Source organism: Pseudoalteromonas luteoviolacea H33-S, assembly GCF_001625695.1.
Lineage (GTDB): Bacteria > Pseudomonadota > Gammaproteobacteria > Enterobacterales > Alteromonadaceae > Pseudoalteromonas > Pseudoalteromonas luteoviolacea_B.
Window position 1 is genome coordinate 197,593 of sequence record NZ_AUXY01000080.1, and the last position, 26,438, is coordinate 224,030.

The following is a 26,438-nucleotide window of genomic DNA, read 5'->3' on the forward strand; positions in this document are numbered from 1 at the left end:
TATTTTTTTCATCTAAAAGCATGAGCTAACTAATCACTTCCTGCCCAGAGGCTACTACGTGGCTCGCCGAATACAAACGCTGCTCAAAATAACGAAGCTGCTCATAACTATATAAAAATTGGGTATAGCGCATGACTTCAAGTGCGACTTGCGAATTTTCAAAGCAATTGGCGGGACGACCTGGGTAAAAACGACAACCATTATTAAAAGCGACCATGTGCCTAACACCACTTTTGGCGCCAATGTATTTTGCAAGTTTACCCGCTCGTACTTTTGATGAGTTGAGTGGATTCAAGAAAAACTGAGCACTTCCCTCTTTCGTCACATGCCACATTTCACTATGTAAGTTTGCTTCTATTTCACCAACATGCTGAGAGCAAATAAACACAAAAACACCAAATGGCGATAGCACCACACCATCAATATCCAGCTCTTCTAGCAATGGACTCATACTTCGGTGCACTATGATGTATTTCTTTTTATCCAACTTACTACTCAGTACGTCATAAGTCTTTTTAAAGCTTCTCTTTTTTGATGAGTAGCTGGTGCTATAATCCTTGCTGAGAAACCGTTTTGCGAGTTCTATTACAATATAACCACACAATACGATACTTAACCAAAAGCCAAAACGGGTAAAATGATCTGGCTGTTTTTCTATATTGTCGTCAAGCGTGTTGGGCAATTCATGTGAGTGGGGAACGATAGAATTCAAAGAAGCAACAGATCCACTAATGACAGGCGGTTTTGCAAAAACCTGTGCTCGCTCAGCTTGCTCACTTAACTTATTTTGTTGAGCCAACAGCGCTTCAAAAGCCTGCTTTTGCTCTGCAACTAGCTCAGCACACCTCACTGCACTTTGAAAGGTCTGCTCCCCATCATGGCAAATAATCGGTTTTTCATAAAAAGCTTGCCACTTTGAATACACCTTAGGGTCACGAAATTGACTAGCTCCAAATACGGGAAGGTTGCTGTGGTTTTCTGTTACATTGACAATTTGAGTTGGAGACTGACAATACTGCTCTATTCGCTCTGTAAGGCGAAAAATGCGCGCCTGATCTGTATCTGACATCTTCTTAGAGCTTTGCAACAGCGCCAGCTCTGTGGCGTAGCGCTCACATTGACTGGCATCGAGCTGTGCTGGCATACCTTTCACCCACCCCGAAAGTAAGAGTAAAAACAAAATCCATCTGTTCATTTAACTGTACCTAATTAAAACCTAATTCAACTGACAAACCTCAAAACAGTGTTATTTTCGGTTTGCCAACATATTTAGCGCCCACTCTTCCAATAAGCCATCACTACTCAAAGTCACTAGTTTTTCTTTACTTGGCGCATACATATCAACAATAGTCGCCCCCGAATTAACCGTATTGATCTGCCATGTTCCCAGCTCATTGCCGCTTTTGGCATCCCAAATCGTCAGTTGAGATTTAGACGAAGATGTTGCCAACAAGCCACTTTTCTCGATAAATAACGCTTTTCTAAATACTTTGAAGCGAGCCATATACTTAAGCTCACTTTTATCAGCGCCATCAATCAAAGACGCTATCACTTGATTATCCAAGGCATCAGATACAAAAAATTCAGAAAAATCTTTTCTAACAGCTAAGCTGGTTACCCTATGATTGAACTCCTTAGTGAACACCGGGTCTGGCGATCCAAAGCGCCAAAGCGCCAATTTGCCATCTTGCGCCGCGGTCATAAATAACTCGCCTTTAGCATCCCATTCCACATGCATTACAGGGCGGGTGTGCGGCGCAAATTGATTATTAACTTGAGTATGTAGATGCGCCATGTTGACGGTACCGTCAGACATAGCAACAATAATTTTGTCCATCGAGGGCGATAATGCGACTGACGTAATATGCGCATACCCACTCACCCCGGAAAAATTCACTTTAGTAACCAGCTTTTTAGTGGCTAATGACCAAAATTTAAGTTGATTATCCCCTACGACGATCAGCATATTGTTATCTTTAGAAAGGACAACCTCTCTAGTGAGATCTGGCATTTTGTCTTGTGGCACAGTAAACAAAGCTTCCATTGAACTACTGTCCCAAACAGTCAGCGCATTCGTACTATCTATAGTGACTAGTTTGCTGCCATCTTGTGAAAAGTGTCCAATAAGTACCCCTTTATCTCCAAGCTGGCTGATTGTTCCTTGACTGAGTTTTACTTCATCATCACACCCAACTAATAACAGCACTAAAAGCAACGGGATTAGTCTTAACAACATGGTTCTGGTTCTCTAAATTCAAGGGCAATAAATAATCTGTGCAAATAGTATAGCCTTTGTTCTATTTGTACAGTTTATTGTCCCCTATTGTTGACGCAGCACCCTGTGATGCGCAAATTCTAGGCAAAAGAAGCAAAGTTTACGCCATCAATCAGTCGAGTTTATTAAGGTGTTGATTTCCCAATATTCAACAATGCCATCACTACTGAGTGTCACAAGTTTATTTGCTCTATCTATGTGCATATCTAAGATCATTGCCGTTGACGTTACTGCCTGTATGGCAAAAGCGTCAATTTCTTGCCCAGTTTTTACATGCCATAATGTCCACCAAAATTTACTGGAACCGGTCGCCAAATACTGGCCATCTGGGGATATCGCAGAGGCCCGAAACCAGCGAAACCTTTCACGATAGGCAAGCTTTATCGAATAGTCTTGTGTTGAAAATGGCTTAAACACCCATTGCTCATTCATTGAATCTGAAATAAACAGCAAATTTTGCTCTAAGTTATAAGCTAGGCTGGTTACACGCTTTGACAATTTATGCTCAAATTTAGGCTGCAATGTCCTTGCATCAGAAATATTAACCAAGCCATCATGTCCTGCACTTAACAAGAGTTGACGTTGTGGACCAAGCGTTAGAAAGCTGATCTTTGCGTCATGGTGCTTAACACGCTTAGTCAGCTTGTTTTTAAAATCAATAACATTAACGCTGCCGTCAGTCATTCCAATGAGCAAAATCATTGGATTATCGTAAATAGCCACTTTTGATGTTTTTGCATACTCTGACTCGCCGACAACCTTGAATTGACCGAGTTTTTCTTGTTTAACCAAATCCCAAACGACCACGTACGTCATAAAGCTGGCTGCCAATAATCTGTTATCTACTGATAACGCGATGTCTGTGACCTGTATATCACTGAGTGCAAACTGCGCCATAGTCCCCCCGCCTTGAGCATCCGCTACGATTATTTGATCTTGAGATACAAAAGCAAGAAAATCCCCACGAGCTGAGAAGACACCATGATCTATTGGTGCTTGACTCACTTGATAAAAATCCGATTGGTGGTTTTTATCCACCTTGTCACATCCAACGAATACAACAAGCAATGCATATGCGACAAATATGTTGATAATATTCTTAAACATAGGTGCTCCCCTTATACTGCATATTCCTTTTTTCGCCCAAACTCGCATCCTTTCTAAACATTAAGTTCTACCCCACTATTATATTATCGGACATAAATCTTATTTATTTAGAAAAATTAAACGACATTACAGGATGAAAGTACTATAATGTTAAAGTAGTAGTGAGTAGTTCAACCAAATTTAAATACGGTTGTCATGGTTGTATTTATGGCTTTCAATCAGAGGTAGTCATGTGTAGTGCCCCTAGAGCAAGGGCGGCAAAAGGAAAGGTTGTTGATTATCAAGGCTCAATGAATCAGAGTCTAAGCCCAAAGAAACGATCTGAATTTGCCAAAAAAGCGAATGCAGCCTATGAAAAGCGCCACCCCAACGAGGAATTAAAAGTGACTTCTAAAGAGCAAAAGAAAAGTAGAAAAACAAAATCAATAGTACATAAAATAGAGGTTATTCTTGTGATCGTCGTTTTTGTCGCTATTGCAATTAGAGTCCTATTTTTATCTGAATAATTACTTAATTTGGCACATTCGTGCTTTGCTCAATCTCTCTCCACCTTAGCACATCCACTTTCACGCAATTTTGAACACTTAAAAAATGACTCCTTTGTCACTCATATCTTCGTTATTCAGCAGTCCATGCTTTAGTACCCACTAAGGTACAAATTTAAGATTAATGCAAATTCTTCCTTGCGCACGGTTCACGTTATAGTATAACATAATCGCAAATTGTTATTTTATAACATTCCATTTGCAGGCGTCTCTATTAAAATTTCCTGCTAATTTACTACTCTAATAATTGAAAGAAATATGAAACACACACACAAATTACTCTCAGTTGCAGTTGCAACAGCATTGCTAGCAGCTTGTGGTGGCACAGAAACAACAATCGTAGAACACGCTCCTGTTGTAGAAACAGTCGAGCAAGACAAGGGTCATGACGATCACAGCCACGAAGGACACGATCATGACCACGGTTCAGTAAGTGAAGCCGGTCGCTTATTAATCACTTCTCCTGGCATAAACTCAGTACATGTTTTGGATATTGAGCACAAAGAAGTTGCTGGTGAACTTACATCAAGTCATTATGCAAATAGAGTTTACGCAACAGAAAACAGCCGTTATGCAGTGCTTGTTCAGTCTGAACAAGGCCGTGTTGAATTCATCGATGGCGGCATTTGGCAAGAAGACCATGGCGACCACATACATCCTTATGAGGAAGAGCCAAAGCTTAGCGATGTTTCTTTCGATCATGTAAAACCTGCTCATGTAACAAATGGCGAAAGCAGCACTGCAATTTTCTTCGATGGTAGTGGTGAAGACGCGGTCAACGCAGAAGTGGTTGTATTTTCTGAGGCCTACATCGGTGGTGACAAAGACAAAGTAGCTGAAATTCACTACGAAACAAACATGCACGGTGCAGCGCAATCACGCGGTGAATATACTTTTAGTACAATTCGTGACCCACAAACAGAGTCAACTTTACCAACGCAAATTGGCCTTTATCATAAACATGATGACCATTTTGATCAGGAAAAAGTATTTGATGTAACGTGCCCTGCACTTCACGGTAGTGCGCAGAACCACGAGCATGTGTCTTTTGCATGTGGTGATGGTGTTGTCGTTATCGCAGAAGAAAACGGTGAATTTGTTGCCACTAAAATTGTTAACCCTGACAGCTTCGCTGAAAACCAACGTATTGGTTTACTAATTGGACATGAGAATAGTCATCAGTTTATTGGTGTTGCCGGTACTGAGTTAGTTGTTGTTGATGCAGAACACGGTGAAATTGAAAAGATCGATTGGTCAGCAACAGAAAACTACAGATTTGCAGGTGGTAGCTTCAACTATGATGGCTCTCATGCTGTGGTATTAGATACAGCAGGTGTACTCACTATTTTCGAACAACACGCAGAAGGTGATGAGCACCATTGGGAAGTTGCACACTCAGTAAAAGTGCATGAGCATGAGCTGACAGCTATCCCTGAAGGTGCCGTTTTTAGCATCGCATTCTCAGGCGCTGAAAACATTGCTTATGTATCTGACTCAAATGCACAGCACGTATTAGGGTATGACCTTGAAACGGCAGAAGTAAAAGTTGAAATAGAACTAGATTTCACGCCAGAAAGACTAGTTTGGTTAGGTATTGAAAAAGGAGGCGAACACACACACTAATACTCCCGGGTATAATGTGTATGTCTCTTGATTGTGAGCCAAAGCGCCTTTTTTAAGGCGCTTTTTTCTTTTTTGGTATCCAATAAATTGGTTAAAACACCATGCTTTTTTCATTCCATACGTATCCTAGCATTTAGATTAACGATATAAAGTGATGACGAAGATACAAGTTTTCGAAATACAATGACTTAGTTAAGGGTAATGGTATTTTCAGGTAAACCCACAAACGGGGCTTACCTAAAAGAAGGATAAAAAACTACCTATCTCCAAACAACTTATATAATCTACAAGCAACGCCATTAGTCCAGCCAAAGCCTTGCTGAACTATATATTCTCCACCTTGCGCTGTTTTATTCAAATCAATGACATTGTATTTTTCTAACAAGCATTTATTAATAGCAAAGTTAGACTCTAATGTGCTCAACCAGCTCTTACCAACCTGCTTTGCTTCGCAATCAAAGCCGTAGTTTAATAAACCTTTTACACCAAACCACTGAAGCGGTGCCCATCCGTTTGGGCTATCCCATTGCTGAGATGTTTCGTTAAGTGTGGTAACAAGCCCACCAACCTTGTAAAAATCAGACATGATTTTCTTAGACATTCGCTGCGCGTGACTGGCATCTGTAACTAAGTTAAAAAATAGTGCAGTAGTGCCAGCCATCGTCTGAACGTCTCGCTGACAGTTGCTAGCAATATCATAATCAACATACCAGCTTGCTTGCTCATCCCACATATACTGGCCTATCAAGTCTGCGCGCGATTTCGCCTTTTTGTCCATTTTTCTGTATTCAGCATGGCGGTTTAAAGCAAGGTAGCAACGGGCCAATTGCGACTCTAAAAAATAGAGCAAAGCATTTAAGTCGATTGGGACCATATCTGTTGTGGCGATGGTTTTTAAGTCACTTGGTTCTCTTAACCAACGACTACTGAAATCCCACCCAGACTCACAAGCAGCACGTATATTTCGATAAAACGCAAGTTTTTGCTCTGCAGTAAGATGTTTGGCATCTTCCAAATCCTCTCGATAAGACTCAGGTCTTGGCAGAGACTCATTATCCCAATAGCGATTAAGTACACCACCACAAGGCATCATCACAACACGGGCATGGGTATTCTCTCTAGACGATAGCTTATTTTGCCCTTTCATCCAAAATTCATACTCACTACTCAACGCTGACGTCACTCTATTTAACCACTGTGGATCTGTGTGCTTTGTATCCCAAAGCAAATCAACCATTAATGCGGTCACAGGTGGTTGGGAGCGGGTTGCGTAGTAACTGCGATTACCATTCGGAACATACCCCAACGAATTAATTAAACTACAAAAATTATCCAGCATATTCTCTACAAGCGCTTCTCGACCCGAGTCCATCAGCCCAAGTGCTGTAAAATAGCTATCCCAATAATAAATTTCGTTAAATCGTCCGCCTGGCACAACATATGGCTTAGGCAAAGCAAGAAGCGAGCTAGCGTCTTTCTCACCAGCTTCCCTCGTTAACCTACTCCAAAGCTGTTCGATGTAATCAGGGACAGACTCAACCGTGTCGAGAGTTTCTAGCTCTGGCGCTGGTGCGAACTCGAAATGAACATTAACAAATGCCTTTAGATCTTTGGGTTGCAACTCGTCATAAAAGTCACATACGGCCTGCCAAGATGGCTTTGGAATAGCATCAGCAAACGTTTTACTGTCAGTGAAAATGCCTGACAATTGCACGTCTTTAAACAAACGACTATGCTCAAACTTCATTATTAATCCTCGACTTAAACTGCTGACGAGCACGCTACTTGTTGAGCACGCTTTTTAAATAGAAATAAGGTAACTGTGATAATTGCCATTGGAATTAATGACATATAAAAGGCATGCTGACCGCTCATATATTCAAATACAAAGCCTGTAATTAATGAGCCTGTCGTTCCACCAAGGGCTGAGAAAACCACAATAAGCCCTGTCATCGCGGCATGACGGTGTTTCTCAAGGCTACTTAGCATAATTGAATTGATCACCGGGTAAATAGGCGCCATGAGCAATCCTATTAATGGCATTAAATACGCAGCGGTAGGCGCATCAAATACGCTCGTGACTTGGTTTTGTGGCAAGTCTTTGGTCATCGGTAAAGTCAATAAAACCAATACCGCCATACCTGCAAGGCAGATATTTAAAAAGAGATACCAATCAACTTTTTTCAGGATTTGGCCCGCAGCCAAACGGCCAATAGCTAAGCTCGCAGCAAAAATACTGCTTAGCTGAACGCTCACATCAACGGGTAAATTGAGTACTTGGTTATTAAAGGTTGGTAGCCATGTGCCCACACCTTGTTCAATCAACACATACAAAAACGCGCTGATCACAAATACCAAGACAAGTGGCTGATAAGTTAAGCGCAACATATCAAAAAAGTCGCTTTTCGCACTGTCTTGACTGAGTTTCAGATTTGTCGGTTTATCAATTTTGGCAAACCATACAAAGCACATAGTGATAATTGATAGCGCACCCAATAAGTAGTAAACGTTCAACCAATTATTCGAGGCAATATCCTCACTCAAAAATGCAGCAAATACCCAATAACCACTCAGTACGCCCACCATGAATACACCTTCAATGGTGTTTAATAAACTTGAGTGTGACTTAGTGGAGTCGGTGACTTGGCCAATTAAGGCATAAACAGATACTTTGACAATCGCGAATGCACAGCCAACAGCTGCAAATAATGCTTTGAGCGCCCAGAAGCTACCAGCGATAGGCGTTATCAGGCACATGATAGTGACCAAAGATAAGCCACCTAAAAGTGCAAACTTATAGCCTATTCGAGGAATGAATGAAGCAACCAAAAAGGAGACAATTGCAATGGGTAAATCTTTAAACCCTTCTAAAGACGCCGCTTGCGCTTTAGACACACCAAACGTGTTGATTGCTTGCAAAATAACGGTACCAACGCTATTGAGCAATATTGCAAATAAAAAGTAGCAGGCTCCCATAGCCAAAATAGTTCGCATATTGTGCATTGAAAGACTCATAAATACTGTAAGTTTAAATCAGTCTAGCGCTCATATGCGAACAATGCAATCGTTTGCATTTTAAAATTTAATAACGGCTGTTAATGACCTCGACCACTCTTTATCTAGATTTTCACACTTGATTGACACCAATACACTAGCTAGATTGGCGTTCAATCAATGTGATTTCCAGTTGACTAGAAGCAACCTGCTCACCGTCTAACTGAGCAAGTAACTTGCTCACCAAGAGCTCACCGGCTTGCTTGGTATCCTGTCTAACCGTTGTCAGTGACGGAAAACTAATATCAGCCATTGCAATATCATCAAACCCAACGACGTGTACATCATTGGGAATACTCACGTACCGTTCTTTTAGTGCTTTCATCGCACCTAATGCGACCATATCACTACAAGCAAAAATACCATCAAAATCAAGGCCATCGTTACGTAACTTGTGATTTATCGCCTCATAAGCTGCTTGGCTGGTAATATCTATTTTCAATAGCTGGCTTTGCTCTGTTAGACCCGCACTCTTGATTGCAGTACAAAAACCGCTATATCGCTCACCCAATTCAGCATGCTCAGGCTCACCTAAAAACAAAGGCGCTTTGCATCCTTTTGACATCAAATGTTCCGCTGCAATCTTTCCACCAAGGAAGTTATCACTGCCCACAATGACATAATCCGCCTTGGTTTTTGGGTCGCCCCACACAACCAATGGCATACCCGCTTTAGATGCGGCCTCAATTAACGCCTGCTGCTTGCCTTGACCGACCACAATGACTCCGTCTGCTCGGCGTCCGTCGATAAAGTATCCGTGCCAATCTTCTCCAGCCATAAATGAGTTAGACAATAACAGCTCGTACCCTTGACGATTAACCGCCAAATTAATATCACTCACCACTTTGAGTAAAAACGGGTCATCAATGGACTGCTCTGTTTCTGAATCAAGATTAATCAACACCGCGATAACTTTGGTTTTTTGCAATCGGAGCCGGCTCGCTGCGGCATTTAAACTAAAGTTATGCTCTTTTGCGAGCTGCTGAATGCGCTCACGTGTTTCTAACTTAATTAAAGGATTATCATTCAGGGCCCGTGACGCTGTCGACGTTGAAACACCAGCCAACTTAGCCAGATCTGCCAGTTTTAGTTTTTTTTGTTGCATAGCCCATCCACTACATCAAAGCGCATTTTACAATGCTTTGGCATGACTTTATGGGCTGATACCCACAATACTGTTCAAGCCATTAGATTAAACTAACCAAGCGCATTCATCCACAAAGAAAGGCTGGTCGCCTCAGTTATTTTCGTTTAAAGGTGTTTCTTTATTAACCCTTTGTTTTTGTTATCTCCATGTATAGCTCCTAAGTTATAAAAAAGCATGCACATGCGGCATAAGGTAAACCCAAGGTAAAAAAATATCGCAACACCCTATTGCAAACGTTTGCATAAAGTTCTATTTTAGAATAACGCCCAGTGCAAACCAATTAAAAATACGCTGAATTACAAAATAACTTAGTTCAGTTTTGTGGCGAAAAGCGATGCCGGCGCGCAAGTCGGCCATTATGACAACACATATGACACAACCAAGGGAGCAGCTCCTGTGAACTTAGGCAAGAAGTATTCTGCACTTGCAGCAGCGGTTATGGCCGCAATTACATATTCAAATGTAGCCAACGCTGAGCAACAAAATAAAGCCAAAGACAAGGTCGAGACCATTGTTATTTCTGGTACACCAGGTGGTATGGGGATCCGTAAAGTAGATGCCGCATATGCCGTTACTAATGTTGATGAATCTCTCATTGAGCGACTCGCTCCAAAAAGTACAGCTGATTTGTTCAAAGCCATCCCAGGTGTTTGGGTAGAAAGCTCTGGTGGTGAGTCTGGTGCTAACATCAATGTTCGAGGATTCACTTCAAGTGGAGACGCTCCATTTTTAACAGTCAGCCTTGATGGTTCACCGGTTTACCCAGCTCCAACGCTGTCATTTTTGGAAAACTCGTCTATTTTCCGCCTTGATGAAACCATCTCAATGATGGAAGGGCTTAGAGGCGGACCAAACCCAGTATTGTCTAACGGACAACCGGGATTAACCACTAACTTCCGACTTAAGCGTGGTCAAGCAGACACTGAAGGCACCTTCAAATACACCACTTCAGATTATGGCCTGCAGCGTATCGATGGCGTCTTAAGTGGCGAAGTCAGCGAAGACTTATACTACATGGTGGGCGGCTACATCAAACGCTCATCAGGGATCCGCGACGCGGGCTTCACTTCTGAAAAAGGCCACCAATTTACCATTAAACTTACCAAAGAATTAGAGAATGGTGAAATCAACGTCTACACTCGCCAAACTGATGACACAGGTGCTTGGTATCTTCCTACACCACTCAATGAAGCTGGGATTGATGCTGAATATACGCAGCTAGGCACATTAAATCGTCAAGCTACTGTTTCTGCAGGAAACGGCCAAGTTGATATTGATTTAGCCGAAGGTCGAGGCTGGGACGGTCATGTCTCAGGCGGTAGTATTTCCCTTGAGCTTGGTAATGACTGGCATTTTATCGACCGCTTTAGTTTAACCCAGGGTAAAGCAAATACTTATGGTCTTGTCCCTGCTGGTAATGCCATGAATTTATCAGAAGTTGCTGACAATGGCGTAAGCGCCACGGGTGTTGCAACAGGTAAAGAATATGGCGCCGACACGCGTGTTCAGGACTATGGCCGTTGGGTGGTACTCAAAGATATTGAAGCCTTTACCAATGACTTAGCACTGAGCAAAGATTTTGGCGTCATTAGCAGTGCCTTTGGTATTTACACAGCAACGACCTCAGCCAAAGATTGGTGGAGCCTAGGCAATACCGCATACCATGTTTTAGAACAAGGCGGTGAAATGCTGACAGGCATTGCATGTAACGATTCATTTGAAGGGTGTGGTTTTAACTACGACATTAACAGCAATGGCGATGCAACGACCCTTGCCTTTTATACGACCCATAGTTACGCAGCCACTGATAGCTTAACTTTTGATTTAGGCCTTCGTAATGAACGCCACCAAGTAGATTATACCGTTGATGAAGGTCTTGACGGCGTGATCACTAAATCGGTTGACTACAGCGCACGCAAAACATCATGGACTGTCGGTACTGATTACAAATTAGATGATCAAAGTGGCGTTTTTGTGCGTTTCAACAAAGGCTTTAAAATGCCTTACTTTGACGATTTCAGAGACAACTTTGATGATTATTCTGCAGGCGATGAGCTGATAAAAGAAGTGGCACAAAGTGAAGTCGGCTACAAGTTCATGGGTGAAAATATGGACTTCTTCGCAACGCTTTTTGCAAATGAAGTGAAGGGCGAGTCGTTCTCTATTCGTCCTGATCTGCCTGCACAACGCTTTACCACTGAAGCACATGGTATTGAAATAGATTTTAACTACAACCATGAATCAGGCTTCAGCGTCAACTTGAATGGTACCTTGCAAAACAGTGAAGTCGCACAAAGCCCAGATGCCACACTGACGGGCAACAAGTCACAACGTATCCCTGATTGGCAATTGCGTATTACACCAAGTTATGAATTTGAACTTGGCGATATGTTCGCGACAGTTTACGGCACTATCTCAGCAGTGGACTCACGTTACAGCGACATTCAAAACACGCCAAGTGCTGTGTTAGATGGCTATGAAAAGTTTGACATAGGTTTGACACTTGAGCCAATGGAGCAAGTACAGGTGCAAGTTGCCATCGATAACTTAACTGATGAACAAGGCCTAACTGAAGGTGATCCGCGTAACCCAGCTGCAGCTAATGGACGTTATATTTTGCCTCGCAGCATAAAGCTCAGCGTTGCCTATAACTTCTAATCCCAAATTTTGCCCATGTTGAGTGGACACACAGAAAACTAACGACCAAAGCCCAACGAGGATCACCTTTATGTTGGGCTTTTTTCTTTCTACTAACTACACTTAAACGTACTTAATGCGCTTTTTTACATAATGCATTCATTCATCTTGTAACAAAGTGGTAAGTAATACTCTTTGCAAATTTTAATGATGTTCACTTGTTAGCAATATTATAAAGATGCTCAATACTATGCTTCGCAAGTGCTGGAGTGAAATTAATGAATATTGAAGACATACAAAAAGGTGAATGGTTAGAATATCAAGATCACCCTGTTGAAGTTTTAATTGTCGATAGACGTAATCAAGTCGTGACGGTTTGGGATGAGCGAAGTCAAAGGAAGATAGATTTACATGCTGATTTACTCAAAGAAGATCCACAGTGCCACTGTGATTCATTTCTCTACTATTAATTAAATGCCCAAAGCTTAATCACTGCTTTGGGCTTACTAAAATTATTGCTTAACTAACAACCACTGCGCATTTTCATTGCTTGCATTTCCCTTACGAGATAAATGCACTTGACCAGACTCAATATAGGCCCAGACATATTGCTGCCAAAAATCATTCTTCAAATTTACGCGGGTGCCATACGTTTCAATTTTAAAAGAGGCTTTGTCAGGGGATGTCCAAAGCTTAGCATCACCGGCAAAGTTGTTTTTATAACTTAAAAACAACTCTGCATTTTGCTTTGTCCTAAAATAAGACTCATCCCCTTCCCCTTTGACCAAAATAAAGTCGATTGGCGTTGCCTGCTCAACGTATAAAAGCGCATTTTTCACTTCACCGCTTTGAGAACCGATGGCTTTACCGTTACTGGCATTATGGATATGAACAACCTCACCAGTATCTGCGTCAAGCTGATTTGGCTGCCAATCCGCTGGTGGCGTTTTCCATGTTAAAGATTTCCACTTCCAATTATATGGCATATTAATCAATGGATCGTTGACATCACTGTAACCCGCTTCAGCTTCTATATTATACAAACATTGCCTACGTTCTTCTTCGAGTTGTGCGACGCGGGCCAGCTGATCTGTGGTGCCTACTTTAAGCTCAGTCATACAGTCGACTAAAGATTTTCCATTGCCCTGCTCGCCAGGTGCCAATACATAAGTATGGTCGCGCTTTGCTTCATCATCATACCAATTAAGCATGGCTTGCTCATTAAATGATAACCAATTATCCACCAGCTGCTGCGCCTCCAACTGAGCTTTTGCTTTGCGCTCTTCATGCGGTAAGACCATAGTGCGGATAAAAGCCGCCCATAGATCTTTACTGGCTTCTAAAGACACCAAGGCAACCGGCTTTATATTGCTTGGTTTATAGGCTTGCCAGCCGCTCTGCCCTCTTGACTCAGGCTTCCAGATTACATCACCGCTTTGGTAGTTAATTGCTTCTTTTGTATCATGAGTATGCTGTTCAGCCCCTTCAGAGCAGAGGTATGCTTTGACTTGCCAAATTTTTTCATAATTATCAACCGCTAAACGTACCGTATGCTCAGGACTGAATGAGTCTTGAAACAAATGAACAGCCCGACCGAATAAAAAGTAATTGTGGTCAACTTCAACCGCTTTGGCATAACCGCCGCCATCCCATACCTTGATATTTTTAGACTCGGCAGTAGCAGCATTAACAAAATGATTTATAAACCGGATTTGCGCGCGTTTTGCTGCGTTTACTCCACCAATCCCACCAATGTCGTCATAACGGCGCATAAAATGGTCTTGCTGCAAATCTGCAGGCTCTTGCGCGACGGCATTAAAGCAGTTTGGTCCTGTCGGATCAGCGCTGGCATTCGTGACATTAAAACCGGCAATATCAACCCATCTTTCACCCACAATGGCTGCGAAGATAGCATCATAACCAGACCAATAAGTCCCGTCATCGTTTGTGTTAGATAAGATCCTTTCAACTTCGTGTTGTGCTACGTTTAGATCAATAGATTTCGCTAAGCCATTATGCCAATTTAACCTTGGATCTTGGCTATCGCTGACTCGCGTATCTTGCCCCATCAGCTCTAATGCAGAGGTGCGTGTTAGCCATTCATGACCAATTGGCATCACGCCAGCACCACCCAATTGAGTAAATGCCAACGCTGAAGAACTCGTGACCATAGCTGCCACAACACATGAAAGATATTTTAATTCCATAATTACTCCTTTTAAAACGAGTAAATTTTTACACAAAATTAAAATAAAAGCTCTAATTTTTGAATTTTATATTAATTAAAATCAATAGAGGAATATAAAACATTCCATATCGCACGGTGAATTTATATAAAGCAAATATATTCATGATGTTAGTGAAGCAGAGACGGCACTACTTGCATGCAATATAGCCGTATCATAGAGTGGGATCTCTGTATCATTTTCGTTAACAAGCAAGGCAATTTCTGTACATCCCAAGATGATTGCCTCAGCCCCTTGTGACTGAAGTTTTGCAATAACGTCTAAATACACTCGTTTAGATTCTGGCTTAATGTCACCTAAGCACAGTTCGTTATAAATTATATCGTGAACCACTTGTTGGTCACCCTTGCCAGGCACAATTACATCAATATCAAATATATTTTTAAGCCTGTCCTTATAAAATGGCTCAGACATAGTAAATTGCGTGCCGAGCAGCCCAATCTTGCGCTTTCCATCTTGTTTTAATTGTTCTCCAGTTGGGTCCGCGATATGGATGAGAGGAATGCCGAGCCCAGACTGTACTTCATCAAAAATTAAATGCATTGTGTTTGTGCAGATGAGGATGAAATCAGCCCCTGCACGTTCAATGTCTTGGGCATCTTGGGTGAGCGTGTCAGCCATCACGCTCCACTCATTAGCTTGCTGCAGCTCTGCGATAGGGGCAAAGTCAATGCTTTTCATCACAATCTTAGCCGAGTGCAAACCTCCCAAAATTGATTTAACACCTTGATTAATATACTTATAATAGTTAGCTGTTGACTCCCAGCTCATACCACCCAGTAAACCAATTGTTTTCATGTTTTATCCTTCTGCATATGGCATATTGCGTACTTAGAAAAGCACATTAAAAATACTAGTGCCATATGTATACATTGGATGACAAACATTTCAACTATGAATAAAAAAACGTCACTCTATGTTCAGAGTTTTATAGCGACCTTAGTCATACCAAAAAGCCGCATTCATTAATCACGGCTTCAGCGCTGAAAAGCTTTACTAAAAAGAGTAGCGATATGTAACACCCAGTTGATCAATATCCGCACTATCAAAATAGCTCAGCACAACACTTGAATCGCCATAATGTGCTTGCACACCAAGTTCAGCCCATGCACCGTCATTATTTTTTGCACCTTTAGGGTCGAAGTACTCATATCCTAAACGGGCGTATCCAGAAAAATGTTGATTAAAGCGGTGCTCATACTCAGTAAAAAGGCGATAAAAATCACCTTCTAATTTCCTATGGCGCATATCCCAATCCATTTCTCCGATACCTGCACCGAACGAGAACCTACCCTTGTTTGTTTCATAGGCAATATAGCCAAGCTCAAATAAGTTCTCGTCTAGGTCAAGATCAAACTTACTGACGTCCCCTTCTAAAGTATCTCCTTGGCGTTTTACTGTGAGACTTGTGTATATACCATTCTCAAATTCATAGCCAAAACCCAACTGGATCCCATCAGGTTCTACTTTCGATTTATCTCCAAAGTCACTTTGTGTGTAGCCAAACTCTATGAATGTCTTGTTGAGTTCAGCCGCTTGTACATTTAATCCAACAACTGACAATACAATTATAAATAGCCTACTTTTCATTGCTTTACTCCTTCATTTTACGCTTGCAAAAATGGTATAGGAGATAAAGCAACGGGTCTGTATCAAAATGTCTCAATCATTATCAAGCTATAAAATTGAACGCCTTCACGGATTGACGACGAGTATCGAAGTGGTTAGAACAGGAAATGGACCAGCTTTTTACACCAGTCCCAGAGAGAATCATTTTATTAATTAGAAAGAATAACGGTAGACAAAAGCGACTTGCTCAACAACTTCACCCTGAGAAAACTCCCATGATAAGCTTGATGACCCCCAGTGTGCTCTAATACCTACTTCTGTCCAGAGACCATTTTCACTGCTTGCGCCTTCACCATCGACAGACTCATAACCAAGCTTGGCAAAAGCAGAAAAATACTGGTTAAAACAGTGGTCATACTCAGTATAAACACGATACAGATCGGCATCATTGCTGTTGTCTTCAACACTCAAGTCTAAAGCACCAATAAAAGCACCTATAGAGAAGCGACCGCTTTGAGCTTCGTGCGCAACGTAACCCAGTTCAACTAGGTTTTCATCAAGCTCTACGTCTTGGTCAAACAAGTCAACTAGAAATGTTTCTCGGTGTCTTTTAGTATGTAGTCCTGCATATATACCGTTTTCAAACTCATAGCTTAAACTCAGCTGATGGCCCACTAAGTCGTAGTCAGTTTTATCAAAGTATTTTTCTTCTTTAAAATCTGACTTTGAGTATCCGATTTCTAGGTACGTTTTACTTAAATCTGTCGCGTGAACATTAAGACTCAAAGCCGCCAGTGCTGACAAAATAAATGCCTTTTTCATTATGTATGCCTCCATAAAACAATATGGAAATTTTAATTAAGCGCATACCGAAAAGCCGTTTTAAACTGTTGTAAAGCACATCAATATTCAGACAAAGATTGGTATTTTTCAGACACTGTATTTACATTTATTTACATAGCAATGAGGAGATAAAAGTCTAACAACACACTGAACTCTAAAACTTAATTATAAGTATCATATGGTTATCGATATTTAAGAATAAAAAGCCTTATCAATTTACTTGATAAGGCTATTAATGACACTTGAATATACGCAGCCTCACAGCCTCTAATACTGTTGATTAGTTTGCCCGTAGGTAGGTTTTTGCTGCATCAATAAAAACGTCTATTTTATCTTTACTTATACCAGAGTGAGTCACAAAGCGCATTCCTTGATAGCCCGGGGTAATATTAATTCCTTTACTGAACATCATCTCAGTAAACGCCTGCATATCCACACTACTGTCTACATCTAAAAATACGAGGTTAGTTTGCACTTCATACCCCGTGCTATCAAAGCCGGGGAGTTCGTTAATACGCTTTGCTAAATATCGCGCATTTTCATGGTCCTCAGCTAATCTATCTACATTATTTTTAAGCGCATAGATCCCCGCTGCAGCCAAAATCCCTGCTTGGCGCATCCCTCCGCCTAGCATTTTTCTCAAACGCCTCGCTTTTTCGATAAACTCATTATCGCCCATTAATAATGAACCAACAGGTGCTCCCAGCCCTTTTGACAAGCATACTGTCATGGAATCAAAGTGCTGACTGATCTCTTTCACATCAACATCTAATGCAACTGCTGCGTTATACACTCTGGCACCATCTAAATGCAGCTTTAACGCATACTTTTTCGTTAATGTTCTGGCTTTTTTTAAGTAATCAAGGCTTAAGATTTTGCCGCCTATGGTGTTTTCCAAACTCAGCATTTTTGTCTTCGCAAAGTGAAAATTATCTGGTTTGATTGCAGCAACCACTTTATCTAAGCAAATACTCCCATCCGGCAAATTCTCAATAGGTTGCGGCTGCACTGAGCCAAGTACAGCAGCCCCACCCGCTTCATATTTATAGTTGTGTGCATTTTGGCCGCACACATATTCATCACCTCGGTCACAATGCGCAAGAATTGCCAATAAATTCGCCTGCGTTCCAGAGCTTACAAATAAAGATGCTTCAAAACCATGTTTGACACAGCTATATTGTTCCAACTCATTCACCGTTGGATCATCACCATATACATCATCACCAACCATGGCATTACTCATTAATCGCCTCATATCTTTACAAGGCTGTGTCACTGTATCTGAGCGAAGATCAATCATGCAGCTTCCTTAATTAGGGTCTAAGTTTTGTGATATATTCAATGACGAATATACCACGCTAAGCTGACAAATAAATCGCAAAAAGACCTAACTGTCCAATAAGTAAAGCCATGTAACCTGTATCGTTTACATTGGACTTGGAAGTGGCTGCTTGTCTTCTACAATACCAAATTCTTGATTAAGAACTGGGCAGGAAAGTGGCCCTTCTCTATTCGCCTGATAATCATCAACCTGCTCCAACTCTTCCCCTTCAATCTTTATCATTTTTTCAATGCCAGCAGGGGTGTATAAGATCAATACTTTTACTTCCTCCTCGGTATCATTTCTAAAACCCCGTGTCGTGCCTGCCGGGCATAAAACAAATGTACCAGGCGTTGCTTGATAACTTTGCTCGGCGTCAAATATAGTTAAAGTCCCATTAATCACTAAAAATGATTCCTGTTCATTGGCGTGCGTATGAAATGGGCCGCCTTGTCCCGGCTGTATCAGCGACTCAATTAGAGAAAACTGTCCCTCAGTTTGCTCTGCATCAATCATTATCCGATACAAATTACCCGCAGACGCAAGATAACGTCCGCTATGAGGGTAATTTACGATAATGTGATTTTTTTCTTTTTTCATTATGTAATCCTTTTTACTAAAAACGTATTTAAAACAAATAAATATCTCTAAGCAGCTTTAATATGTGTTCAATAAGCACCGCTTAACCACTATTGATAAATCACGGTGATAAAAAATAATGAGAGGCTTAAACCAACACCAAATGACACATGAGCCATAAGGCTTTTCAGACGCACGCTACTTGGCTGTGGCGTTTTACTTGCCGCGATCCCCATGCCAAAGCAAGGCTGCATGATAAAATATGGAAAAATAACAGTGAGTGCCCCAAACACAATGGCGCCTACAGAGCTGAGCAGTGACACGTGTATCCACAACGAAGATAAAATGAAGATAAACGCAAAAAAAACACCAATTACATAATGTGCGGCCCATCCAATTACGCTTTCATGTTGCTTTGTCGCAGCTTTTACTATACTCCCATGTACCAATTGTCCGTGTAACAAGTGCCCCAGCCACCGCCCTACCAATGCATAATTTAATGGTTGCACGTTAAAAACACGCTTTACAAACACGCTCCAAATATCCATAAATAAAGTCGCGCCAACTCCCAAAAATAACGACAAACCAATAAGATGAAGTGCACTTTCTCCCATGTACATATGTACCTCCAAATAAACACAAAAATCAAAATGATTGGAAAACTATGCCACTTAAAGTCGACTTGAGGTCAAGAGGGAAAATAGAAAAATAATGAGAAATAAAAACAGCTGTAGGTTGTTAAGAAAATAGATTGAAAGAAGTGAAAATATAATTCAAAGTGCCTTTTCATGAGAGAGAAACTGAGACAATGACTGAGTTAAATCTTCAAGCAATATGGGTTTGGTAATATAGTCATTCATACCGGCCTCAATACAGGCCTCTCTGTCTCCTTTCATCGCATTTGCCGTTAATGCCAAAACTGGGATTGCTCTAAATTTTTTGCCAGCCTCTCCTTCTCTAATCAGTTTTGTCGCTTCAAAACCATCCATGTAAGGCATCTGACAATCCATCAAAACCAATTGATATGGGTTTTCACTCTCTGATAGCTTATCAATTGCTTCTTGGCCATTATTTGCCATCTCCACTTTAAGCCCCAAAGAGGTCAGCATTTTTTGGGCAACCAGCTGATTAACTGGATTATCTTCAACAAGCAACACCCATTCACCCGCAAAAGTACTGATTGCCTCATCCATACTTTGAACACTATCTTGCCCCTTGCTCAAAGACTGTAAAAAGTGCTCATAGTCATTTTGTGTAAAAGGTTTAGTGACACGACGTGCAAACCCAAGGTCTAGATAATGCTGACTACTTTTCAAATCATTGAGTAAAGTTAAAATGATAGCGGTGATCGGTCTATCAATTTTAAGCTTTTTCAGCCAGCGCTCTGCTTTTTTACCCGCTACTAAATGACTGATCACAACAAGATCTGTGTCATCATTTACACTCAATTTTAGATCTTCAAAACTCGTTACCACTTCGACCGACTTTGCTTGTTTGCTAATCATACTTTTCATAATGTTGGCAGTCGTAACACAACTTTCAGCAATAATGACTGAATTGAATTGCACAGGCAGTGGCGTCGATTCACGCGGAGTCGGCTGTAACAGGACTTCAAAATGAAATGTGCTTCCCACCCCTAGTTTGCTTTGGACTGAAACATTTCCTCCCATTAGCTGACATAAGGTTTTAACAATGGCTAAACCAAGACCTGTGCCACCAAAGCGTCTGGTTGTAGTCGCATCAACCTGTGAAAATGACTGAAATAGCTTCTGTTGCTTTTCTTGTTCAATACCTATGCCGGTGTCAGTCACTTCGCCTATCAACCTAACGTGCTCAGCTTTTGGCTCAGTTCTTAGCGTAACAACGACTTCACCTTCACTCGTAAACTTCAAAGCATTACCGATCAAATTGCCCAGCACTTGTTTAAACCTAACAGGGTCGCCAACCAGCCAGCGATTATTGACATGCTCGGTCTCGAGAACCAATTCGATGCCTTTACTATGCGCCGCATGTGCATGCGTTTGCACCAGTGCAGCACTTTGCGTCACCACATCAAATTCGACCTTTTCTATCTCTAGTCGACCAGCTTCTATCTTAGAAAAGTCTAAAATATCATTGATCACAACCATTAATGAATCTGCGCTCGACTTTGCTGTGATTACATAGTTATGTTGAACTTCGCTAAGCCCCTCTTTTTCTATTAAGTCCAACATACCTATTACACCATTCATTGGTGTACGGATCTCATGGCTCATATTCGCTAAAAATTCAGACTTCTGACGAGATGCCTCTTCAGCTCTTTTTTTCGCTATCGCCAATTCATGATTTGTATTTAGCAGCGCTTGCTGCGCCTGCTTGTTTGCAAAGTTATGTAATTCACCGACCATAATCGCAAAGCCAAAATTAAATATTAATTGAGCCACCATGATAGTTATAAAAAACAACTGTATATAAACGCTAGTGTCCGTCAAAATATTCATCGCACCATCACTAATTGGCGCACTAATTCTAAATATCCCAGCGGTGTTTAAACAACCTAGCCCTAAAACAACCAATGCACCAGATACTTCAAACCTATTCCTGCGATGCTCAAGCATCACCTTAACCATCCAAATAGATGTGCACAGAATTGTGAAAACAGCCAGTTTTAAACGGTATGTATAAGAATCGTGCCAAAAAGTGAAAACCGTTATCAACACAAGAAAACTACATAAATATACGGCTAGCCTCTTCCACGGCGGTCGTTTATCAACAGCGTAATACAAGCCAACTAGCATCATTATCAGAGAGAGTTGGCCACATAAATTGGAAGCTATGTGTTTAAAAAAATAAGGCAAGGCATTTTGCGCCGCAAACAAACCAAAATTAGCAACAAGCAACCATGGGCCGACAGCCCAAAATACGGTTGCTTTGATATCTCGGTTTGCCATCCATAAAAAGGTCAGCGCAGTCGCAGAGGCAACAATCCCCACAGCACACATCAATAATATTGTCTGGGTAGATAGCACTAGCATTAACGCCCCACCTTTATATTTAGTCGAAGTTGTTACTACTCAAAAAGTAGGAGAAAGGCTTGTTAAAGTAAAGATGGAATACTATAAACTTCAATAAATTACTGCTTTATTCATGCATGAAACTGATAACGCATTTATCCACTTGGATTACAGTTTTCGTCAAATATACCCACTTGAAAATGAAAATAAAAAGTTAAAATTAATTTAATGTAAAATAAACACATCCATGCTAGCCTAGCTTCTGTTTTTGGGTAAATTAATAAAATCATATTCACCATCCAAAAACATAAAAACTAAAAGGAAATTTAACAATGAAATTTACAAAACTTATGCTGGTCATTGCTGCGTTTTCAGCAGCCTCTACTGCTTACGCAGACTCAAATTTAGGTGTTAGTGTAACCGAAAAGCCTCGCCCGGGTGTACCACAAGCAAGATGGACATACATTGATATCACAGATAGTTACGGACAAAACCGAAACGCTAAGTTTAATTACAGCATTTCAAACTACAACATCAATTTTGATTGGGTAACAAATGATGGATTAACTGGTGGTTGTCGCATCTATTATGATGTAAATAAAGACGCTTCAACTGTATGGGATGATCAAGTTGCGAAACGCCGCTATGACACTACTAAGTTAATATTATCTAACCTAAAACCTGGTGATCAACTATTCGTACAATCAGCATTTGGCCAAAACTCTGCACCGTGTGAAGTCACTGTTTCACACAAAATAGGCCTTTAGATAAAATTGAGGGTTCGCCCTCAATTTTTTAAGCAATAAACCTCCTTTTTTAGTGCGAATTTATCAGTTTGTGACTATCTTTCAAATATCGCAACAAACTCAATCGTCTTATGGAATTAATTGAGCTTATCTATATTAGTACTGTTACAACTCCATTGAGCGAGCAAGAGTTGGAGTCTCTTAGAAGGCAATGCGCTTGTGCGAATCAATTAAAAAGCATCTCTGGTATGCTGCTTTACGATACACATCATTTTATGCAGGTCATTGAAGGTGAAAAACTAAAAGTAGAACAGCTATTTGAGCATATAAAACAAGATAAAAGACACACGGCAGTAGAAGCACTGATTTGTAACCCCATTGAAAAGCGCAACTTTAGAAAATGGGCGATGGGGCTGATAGACCTAGACAAAAGTCCGTCATATCGTAAGGTGCGAGAGTCTCGCCCCCACCGCAGACTACCTTTGAGCTATAAGCTCCTGAAATCATTTCGCAACCACGAATTTGAAATAGAAGAGCACATCAAGCGTTCTTATGGCAGCTAACGCCTTAAAATATTGCAGTTTTAGCACAAATTTATCACGTTAAAACAGACCTTGTGTAATTGACTGTAATGTAAAAAGTTGCCAAACACCGGAAAAACACATATTTCATCCATTTTTGTGTTTTTTAATTCGTAATGCACATTTCTCAACTATTTATCTTTTATGGACAATATATATTTAAGCATCGCAATCGTCATTGCCGTACTGAGCCTTATTGCACTCACAAGAACAAATCAGCTGCGTAAGAAGGATTTAAAGGTCTTAAATGAACTCAAAAAAGCAAAAGACGCACTGAGCAAATCCGTTTTGTATCATGGCACTAGTGACATACCTAACTACCTATTTTTTATGCAAAAACTGATGAAGGTAGATAGAAAATTCTCTAAGTTTCATGTGTCATTGATCAAGCTAGGTAAAACGCCAGTCTTCGACTCCATAGAAAGTAACCAAGAAACTTTGCAGCAGCTATTCAAAGAAGTTGGAAAATCTTGCCAACCTTTTGCGTTGGCACTGCATGACTCAGATTTTATGGTGATGGCATTTGTTACCCATGATACAGGTTCAGATCAACAAGAAGCTGAAGAAAAGCAAAAAGAGATCCTAGAAAAACTGCCAAAACAGGTATGGGTCAATAACACCCAAGTCCCCATTGATTACGCGATTTCGTCAATGAGCCTAACCGGGCAATCTTCGCTATATGGTATAGATAAGGTGCAAAGAAGATTGACTTTTTCAATGAAGTACGCACTGGAGTCGCCAACTGGCACTTTTTTCCATAATGAGAAACTTTACCAAGCTGAAATGTACAGAAAACATGTGCTGTTAAAGCTTATGAACAGTATTTCTTTTAATCCGGATGACTTTTACCTTGTATTTCAACCTATATTCAAAACAACAAACATAGATCAGCCAAAACGCTACGAAGCACTTGTTCGTTGGAGAAATACTAAAAATTTAGGCCCTAAAGCTTTCATGCCAATGATTGAAGACAAACCTGAGTTACACAGTGAGCTTACAAAAATTGTCATCAACCAAATCTATACCATGCTCAAAATAAAATTAGACGCCCATGAAAAGCTAAAGCCCATTCATATGAATATTTCGGCTCAACTTTTAGAAGATGATAGCTTACTAGATTATTTAAAAACAGTGATTAGAGATACCCCTTCAATTGCAGCATTTATTACATTTGAGCTGAATGAGAGCGGTGAGTTAAAACTCGGTCAAAACGCTTTAAATACATTAAGAAAAATGTCGAACCTTGGCTTTAGTTTCGCAATAGATGACTTTGGTAAAGGGGAAAATAGCCATGAACTATTAACAAGTCGCTATTTTAACTCTGTGAAAGTTGATAAAAACTTCATTGCTAATGTAAAAGACAAAACAGCTCAAGCACCAAGACTAGATGCCATTATAAAAACAGCTCAAGAAAGTAGAAAAACAGTGATTGTAGAAGGCGTAGAAAACCGCTTTCAATATGAATATATGAAAAGATTTCCGAATGTGTATATTCAAGGGTATTTTGCATCTGTTCCGCTCACAATGAACGAATTTTTATCACAAGAACAAGACGCTGCGTAAATTACAAGAATAAGTCCTAAAACAAAGCCAGTCGCCATCTCATGTTATGAGCGTATACTGGCTTTATTTTTCATCTGCCTTAAGCCAAAACAAGCTGCCCTCCACAGAGCGCCAAGCCTTTAAACCACCTTTATTGATATATTCTTTAAAAGCACCTGAACCATGGCTGCTATCACTAAGCGTACTACTCACCGCAAGATTTATGATTTCTGGAAATAACCTTTTTGTGTCTTGCTTTAAAGCAATCGAAACCGGGTTATTACCATGTTGAGCATAGTTACATAATAGACGCGTAGCACTAGCAGCGAAATCATCTTTGCCAAATTTAGATAAAACTCGATTTACGGCTTCCCAGTCTTTTTGCCTGATATAACAATTACATAATTGGTAGCGATTGTTATAATAATCACTTGGTGCCAATTGAAGTAGAGTCTCAAGCTCAATTTTTGCAGATTCAAAGTCATCTAAATTATAATGGACCTGTGCTTTTCTAGCTTTCAATATGAGATAAGGCTGTACTTCATCTAGGCACTCTAATTCACTCGCATATTGCTCGATAAAGCTAGCAGTGATTAATTCACGTTCAATTACAGTGATCAATTCATGAATGAATTTAAGTGTTGAAGGACTATCGCTACTTAAAATATCATTAAGGTGACTCTCGATTTTGTTGCGGTCAAAACTAGGCTGCGTACTTAATTCATCGGCTTCAGCTATGCATTCTTTGGAAAAGCGCATTTCATAAGCCGTCTTACTAATACAAGACTCTAAATTTTGAAAAGCAAATATAACCGAGTCAGCAAAATCATCACAGGCACTGAATACACTCTGTGCGCTTAGGTAGCTTTTAAAGCCCATGAGTTTTTTAGTTAGCTCACCTAATTGGTGTCTTTGCTTATCACTTAATGCAATGTTTTCAATAAAACTGAGCGCTTGTAGCATACCCGAACAATAATTTGGCAACGGCTTATCCGCGAGTAGATCCTGCCCAAGCCTGTCCTTTGTGAGGTTACACTCCTCAGGTAAAGAAAAATCCCCACGCAATACCCTATCCATGCAAGCATGATAAAACCGCAATAAAGCACTATAGCGTAAAGTTAGATCGGTGTTTTCTTCACCTAAAAGCTTTGTGATCCATAAGCTGGGTAATACGGTTTGTGGCGTTAGACCCAAGCCAATAATATATCCCTCGATATAAAATGGGTCATGCTGTTCATCTGACAAAAAAGACAGCTCATCTATAACTTTATTAATGCTTTACAATCCTTAAAGCCACGTAACTTTATGTTTTTTTTAATATGATACATGACTGAATATCTTATTTACACAAAAAAATAACGCACAGTTACCAAAATGACTAATAAAAGAAATATTTAACGATAAAAAAGTACAGTAAATCCAAAAGGCGTTTTATTTTTTAGATACAAAAAGCATTAGTTCAGCCAAATAAATTAACAGGATAATTGCTAGTTTTGGTATTATCATTAAATCAAATTAATTTATATAAACTCACATCTATGAACCAAATAAAAATAGCAGTCTAGTAAAAACCTCGTACCTATTAGCAACAGTACCCAAATGCATTTTCGAGACTGTAATAAAAACTGTG

22 protein-coding genes are annotated in these 26,438 nt (G+C 40.4%); 7 read left to right on the forward strand and 15 right to left on the reverse strand.

Annotation, left to right across the window (positions count from 1 at the left end; translation table 11 throughout):
- Nucleotides 1–25 precede the first annotated feature (25 nt).
- The 3 genes from N477_RS15645 to N477_RS15655 form a co-directional block, all read right to left on the reverse strand.
- Nucleotides 26–1,195 carry an NERD domain-containing protein gene (locus N477_RS15645; protein ID WP_063363612.1) on the reverse strand — a complete coding sequence of 390 codons (1,170 nt, stop codon included), beginning with the start codon at nt 1,193–1,195 and terminating at the stop codon, nt 26–28.
- Nucleotides 1,196–1,246: 51 nt separating this feature from the next.
- Nucleotides 1,247–2,236: a WD40 repeat domain-containing protein gene (locus tag N477_RS15650; RefSeq protein ID WP_155731916.1), complete on the reverse strand. Its 990-nt coding sequence runs from the start codon at nt 2,234–2,236 to the stop codon at nt 1,247–1,249.
- Between the two features lie 147 nt (nt 2,237–2,383).
- Entirely contained in the window at nt 2,384–3,382 is a 999-nt protein-coding gene (locus N477_RS15655; protein WP_063363611.1) for a WD40 repeat domain-containing protein, read from the reverse strand.
- A gap of 230 nt (nt 3,383–3,612) precedes the next feature.
- Between N477_RS15655 and N477_RS15660 the strand changes: the two genes are divergently transcribed.
- Both N477_RS15660 and N477_RS15665 read left to right on the forward strand, forming a co-directional pair.
- Nucleotides 3,613–3,888, forward strand: coding sequence for a hypothetical protein (locus N477_RS15660; protein WP_063363610.1), 276 nt, complete (start codon nt 3,613–3,615; stop codon nt 3,886–3,888).
- Between the two features lie 297 nt (nt 3,889–4,185).
- The gene (locus N477_RS15665) at nt 4,186–5,550 is read left to right on the forward strand and encodes a hypothetical protein (RefSeq protein WP_063363609.1); all 1,365 of its coding nucleotides are present in this window, start codon (nt 4,186–4,188) and stop codon (nt 5,548–5,550) included.
- A 256-nt stretch (nt 5,551–5,806) separates the two neighbouring features.
- On the opposite strand, the gene N477_RS15670 is transcribed toward N477_RS15665, so the two are convergent.
- From N477_RS15670 to N477_RS15680, 3 genes are all read right to left on the reverse strand, one after another.
- On the reverse strand, nt 5,807–7,297 hold the full coding sequence (locus N477_RS15670; protein ID WP_063363608.1) for a trehalase family glycosidase: 1,491 nt from the start codon (nt 7,295–7,297) through the stop codon (nt 5,807–5,809).
- Nucleotides 7,298–7,311: 14 nt separating this feature from the next.
- A complete protein-coding gene (locus N477_RS15675; protein ID WP_063363607.1) occupies nt 7,312–8,553 on the reverse strand; it encodes an MFS transporter in 1,242 nt (413 codons plus the stop codon).
- Nucleotides 8,554–8,701: 148 nt separating this feature from the next.
- On the reverse strand, nt 8,702–9,709 hold the full coding sequence (locus N477_RS15680) for a LacI family DNA-binding transcriptional regulator (RefSeq protein ID WP_063363606.1): 1,008 nt from the start codon (nt 9,707–9,709) through the stop codon (nt 8,702–8,704).
- Nucleotides 9,710–10,189: 480 nt separating this feature from the next.
- Here N477_RS15680 and N477_RS15685 point away from each other — a divergent pair, with 480 nt between their 5' ends.
- Nucleotides 10,190–12,409 (forward strand): TonB-dependent receptor, encoded by a 2,220-nt coding sequence (locus N477_RS15685; protein ID WP_063363751.1) that lies wholly within the window; start codon nt 10,190–10,192, stop codon nt 12,407–12,409.
- A gap of 257 nt (nt 12,410–12,666) precedes the next feature.
- Entirely contained in the window at nt 12,667–12,858 is a 192-nt protein-coding gene (locus N477_RS15690; RefSeq protein ID WP_063363605.1) for a hypothetical protein, read from the forward strand.
- Nucleotides 12,859–12,900: 42 nt separating this feature from the next.
- Here the strand turns inward: N477_RS15690 and N477_RS15695 are convergent, their stop codons facing one another.
- From N477_RS15695 to N477_RS15730, 8 genes are all read right to left on the reverse strand, one after another.
- Nucleotides 12,901–14,595: a hypothetical protein gene (locus N477_RS15695; RefSeq protein WP_063363604.1), complete on the reverse strand. Its 1,695-nt coding sequence runs from the start codon at nt 14,593–14,595 to the stop codon at nt 12,901–12,903.
- A gap of 141 nt (nt 14,596–14,736) precedes the next feature.
- Entirely contained in the window at nt 14,737–15,432 is a 696-nt protein-coding gene (locus N477_RS15700; protein WP_063363603.1) for an aspartate/glutamate racemase family protein, read from the reverse strand.
- A 198-nt stretch (nt 15,433–15,630) separates the two neighbouring features.
- Nucleotides 15,631–16,224: a hypothetical protein gene (locus N477_RS15705; protein WP_063363602.1), complete on the reverse strand. Its 594-nt coding sequence runs from the start codon at nt 16,222–16,224 to the stop codon at nt 15,631–15,633.
- Nucleotides 16,225–16,416: 192 nt separating this feature from the next.
- A complete protein-coding gene (locus tag N477_RS15710) occupies nt 16,417–17,025 on the reverse strand; it encodes a hypothetical protein (protein ID WP_063363601.1) in 609 nt (202 codons plus the stop codon).
- Between the two features lie 301 nt (nt 17,026–17,326).
- Nucleotides 17,327–18,346, reverse strand: a complete 1,020-nt coding sequence (ltaE, locus tag N477_RS15715) for a low-specificity L-threonine aldolase (protein WP_063363600.1) — start codon at nt 18,344–18,346, stop codon at nt 17,327–17,329.
- Nucleotides 18,347–18,472: 126 nt separating this feature from the next.
- Entirely contained in the window at nt 18,473–18,967 is a 495-nt protein-coding gene (locus N477_RS15720; RefSeq protein ID WP_063363599.1) for a cupin domain-containing protein, read from the reverse strand.
- A gap of 89 nt (nt 18,968–19,056) precedes the next feature.
- Nucleotides 19,057–19,566: a DUF2938 domain-containing protein gene (locus N477_RS15725; RefSeq protein WP_231098153.1), complete on the reverse strand. Its 510-nt coding sequence runs from the start codon at nt 19,564–19,566 to the stop codon at nt 19,057–19,059.
- 153 nt (nt 19,567–19,719) lie between these two features.
- Nucleotides 19,720–21,960 (reverse strand): response regulator, encoded by a 2,241-nt coding sequence (locus N477_RS15730; protein WP_063363598.1) that lies wholly within the window; start codon nt 21,958–21,960, stop codon nt 19,720–19,722.
- 311 nt (nt 21,961–22,271) lie between these two features.
- On the opposite strand from N477_RS15730, the gene N477_RS15735 reads away from it, so the two are divergent.
- The 3 genes from N477_RS15735 to N477_RS15745 all read left to right on the forward strand — a co-directional run bounded on the left by N477_RS15735 (nt 22,272) and on the right by N477_RS15745 (nt 24,829).
- Nucleotides 22,272–22,706: a hypothetical protein gene (locus N477_RS15735; protein ID WP_063363597.1), complete on the forward strand. Its 435-nt coding sequence runs from the start codon at nt 22,272–22,274 to the stop codon at nt 22,704–22,706.
- A 110-nt stretch (nt 22,707–22,816) separates the two neighbouring features.
- Nucleotides 22,817–23,248: a BLUF domain-containing protein gene (locus N477_RS15740; protein WP_063363596.1), complete on the forward strand. Its 432-nt coding sequence runs from the start codon at nt 22,817–22,819 to the stop codon at nt 23,246–23,248.
- A 162-nt stretch (nt 23,249–23,410) separates the two neighbouring features.
- Nucleotides 23,411–24,829 carry an EAL domain-containing protein gene (locus N477_RS15745; RefSeq protein ID WP_063363595.1) on the forward strand — a complete coding sequence of 473 codons (1,419 nt, stop codon included), beginning with the start codon at nt 23,411–23,413 and terminating at the stop codon, nt 24,827–24,829.
- A gap of 63 nt (nt 24,830–24,892) precedes the next feature.
- On the opposite strand, the gene N477_RS15750 is transcribed toward N477_RS15745, so the two are convergent.
- Nucleotides 24,893–26,053, reverse strand: coding sequence for a hypothetical protein (locus tag N477_RS15750; RefSeq protein WP_063363594.1), 1,161 nt, complete (start codon nt 26,051–26,053; stop codon nt 24,893–24,895).
- Nucleotides 26,054–26,438 lie beyond the last annotated feature (385 nt).

Bases quoted from the DNA above. Each gene is read 5' to 3' on its own strand.
- N477_RS15645 (WP_063363612.1), bottom strand. From the start codon at position 1,195: ATGAACAGATGGATTTTGTTTTTACTCTTACTTTCGGGGTGGGTGAAA.
- N477_RS15650 (WP_155731916.1), bottom strand. From the start codon at position 2,236: ATGTTGTTAAGACTAATCCCGTTGCTTTTAGTGCTGTTATTAGTTGGG.
- N477_RS15655 (WP_063363611.1), bottom strand. From the start codon at position 3,382: ATGTTTAAGAATATTATCAACATATTTGTCGCATATGCATTGCTTGTT.
- N477_RS15660 (WP_063363610.1), top strand. From the start codon at position 3,613: ATGTGTAGTGCCCCTAGAGCAAGGGCGGCAAAAGGAAAGGTTGTTGAT.
- N477_RS15665 (WP_063363609.1), top strand. From the start codon at position 4,186: ATGAAACACACACACAAATTACTCTCAGTTGCAGTTGCAACAGCATTG.
- N477_RS15670 (WP_063363608.1), bottom strand. From the start codon at position 7,297: ATGAAGTTTGAGCATAGTCGTTTGTTTAAAGACGTGCAATTGTCAGGC.
- N477_RS15675 (WP_063363607.1), bottom strand. From the start codon at position 8,553: ATGCACAATATGCGAACTATTTTGGCTATGGGAGCCTGCTACTTTTTA.
- N477_RS15680 (WP_063363606.1), bottom strand. From the start codon at position 9,709: ATGCAACAAAAAAAACTAAAACTGGCAGATCTGGCTAAGTTGGCTGGT.
- N477_RS15685 (WP_063363751.1), top strand. From the start codon at position 10,190: ATGGCCGCAATTACATATTCAAATGTAGCCAACGCTGAGCAACAAAAT.
- N477_RS15690 (WP_063363605.1), top strand. From the start codon at position 12,667: ATGAATATTGAAGACATACAAAAAGGTGAATGGTTAGAATATCAAGAT.
- N477_RS15695 (WP_063363604.1), bottom strand. From the start codon at position 14,595: ATGGAATTAAAATATCTTTCATGTGTTGTGGCAGCTATGGTCACGAGT.
- N477_RS15700 (WP_063363603.1), bottom strand. From the start codon at position 15,432: ATGAAAACAATTGGTTTACTGGGTGGTATGAGCTGGGAGTCAACAGCT.
- N477_RS15705 (WP_063363602.1), bottom strand. From the start codon at position 16,224: ATGAAAAGTAGGCTATTTATAATTGTATTGTCAGTTGTTGGATTAAAT.
- N477_RS15710 (WP_063363601.1), bottom strand. From the start codon at position 17,025: ATGAAAAAGGCATTTATTTTGTCAGCACTGGCGGCTTTGAGTCTTAAT.
- ltaE (WP_063363600.1), bottom strand. From the start codon at position 18,346: ATGATTGATCTTCGCTCAGATACAGTGACACAGCCTTGTAAAGATATG.
- N477_RS15720 (WP_063363599.1), bottom strand. From the start codon at position 18,967: ATGAAAAAAGAAAAAAATCACATTATCGTAAATTACCCTCATAGCGGA.
- N477_RS15725 (WP_231098153.1), bottom strand. From the start codon at position 19,566: ATGTACATGGGAGAAAGTGCACTTCATCTTATTGGTTTGTCGTTATTT.
- N477_RS15730 (WP_063363598.1), bottom strand. From the start codon at position 21,960: ATGCTAGTGCTATCTACCCAGACAATATTATTGATGTGTGCTGTGGGG.
- N477_RS15735 (WP_063363597.1), top strand. From the start codon at position 22,272: ATGAAATTTACAAAACTTATGCTGGTCATTGCTGCGTTTTCAGCAGCC.
- N477_RS15740 (WP_063363596.1), top strand. From the start codon at position 22,817: ATGGAATTAATTGAGCTTATCTATATTAGTACTGTTACAACTCCATTG.
- N477_RS15745 (WP_063363595.1), top strand. From the start codon at position 23,411: ATGGACAATATATATTTAAGCATCGCAATCGTCATTGCCGTACTGAGC.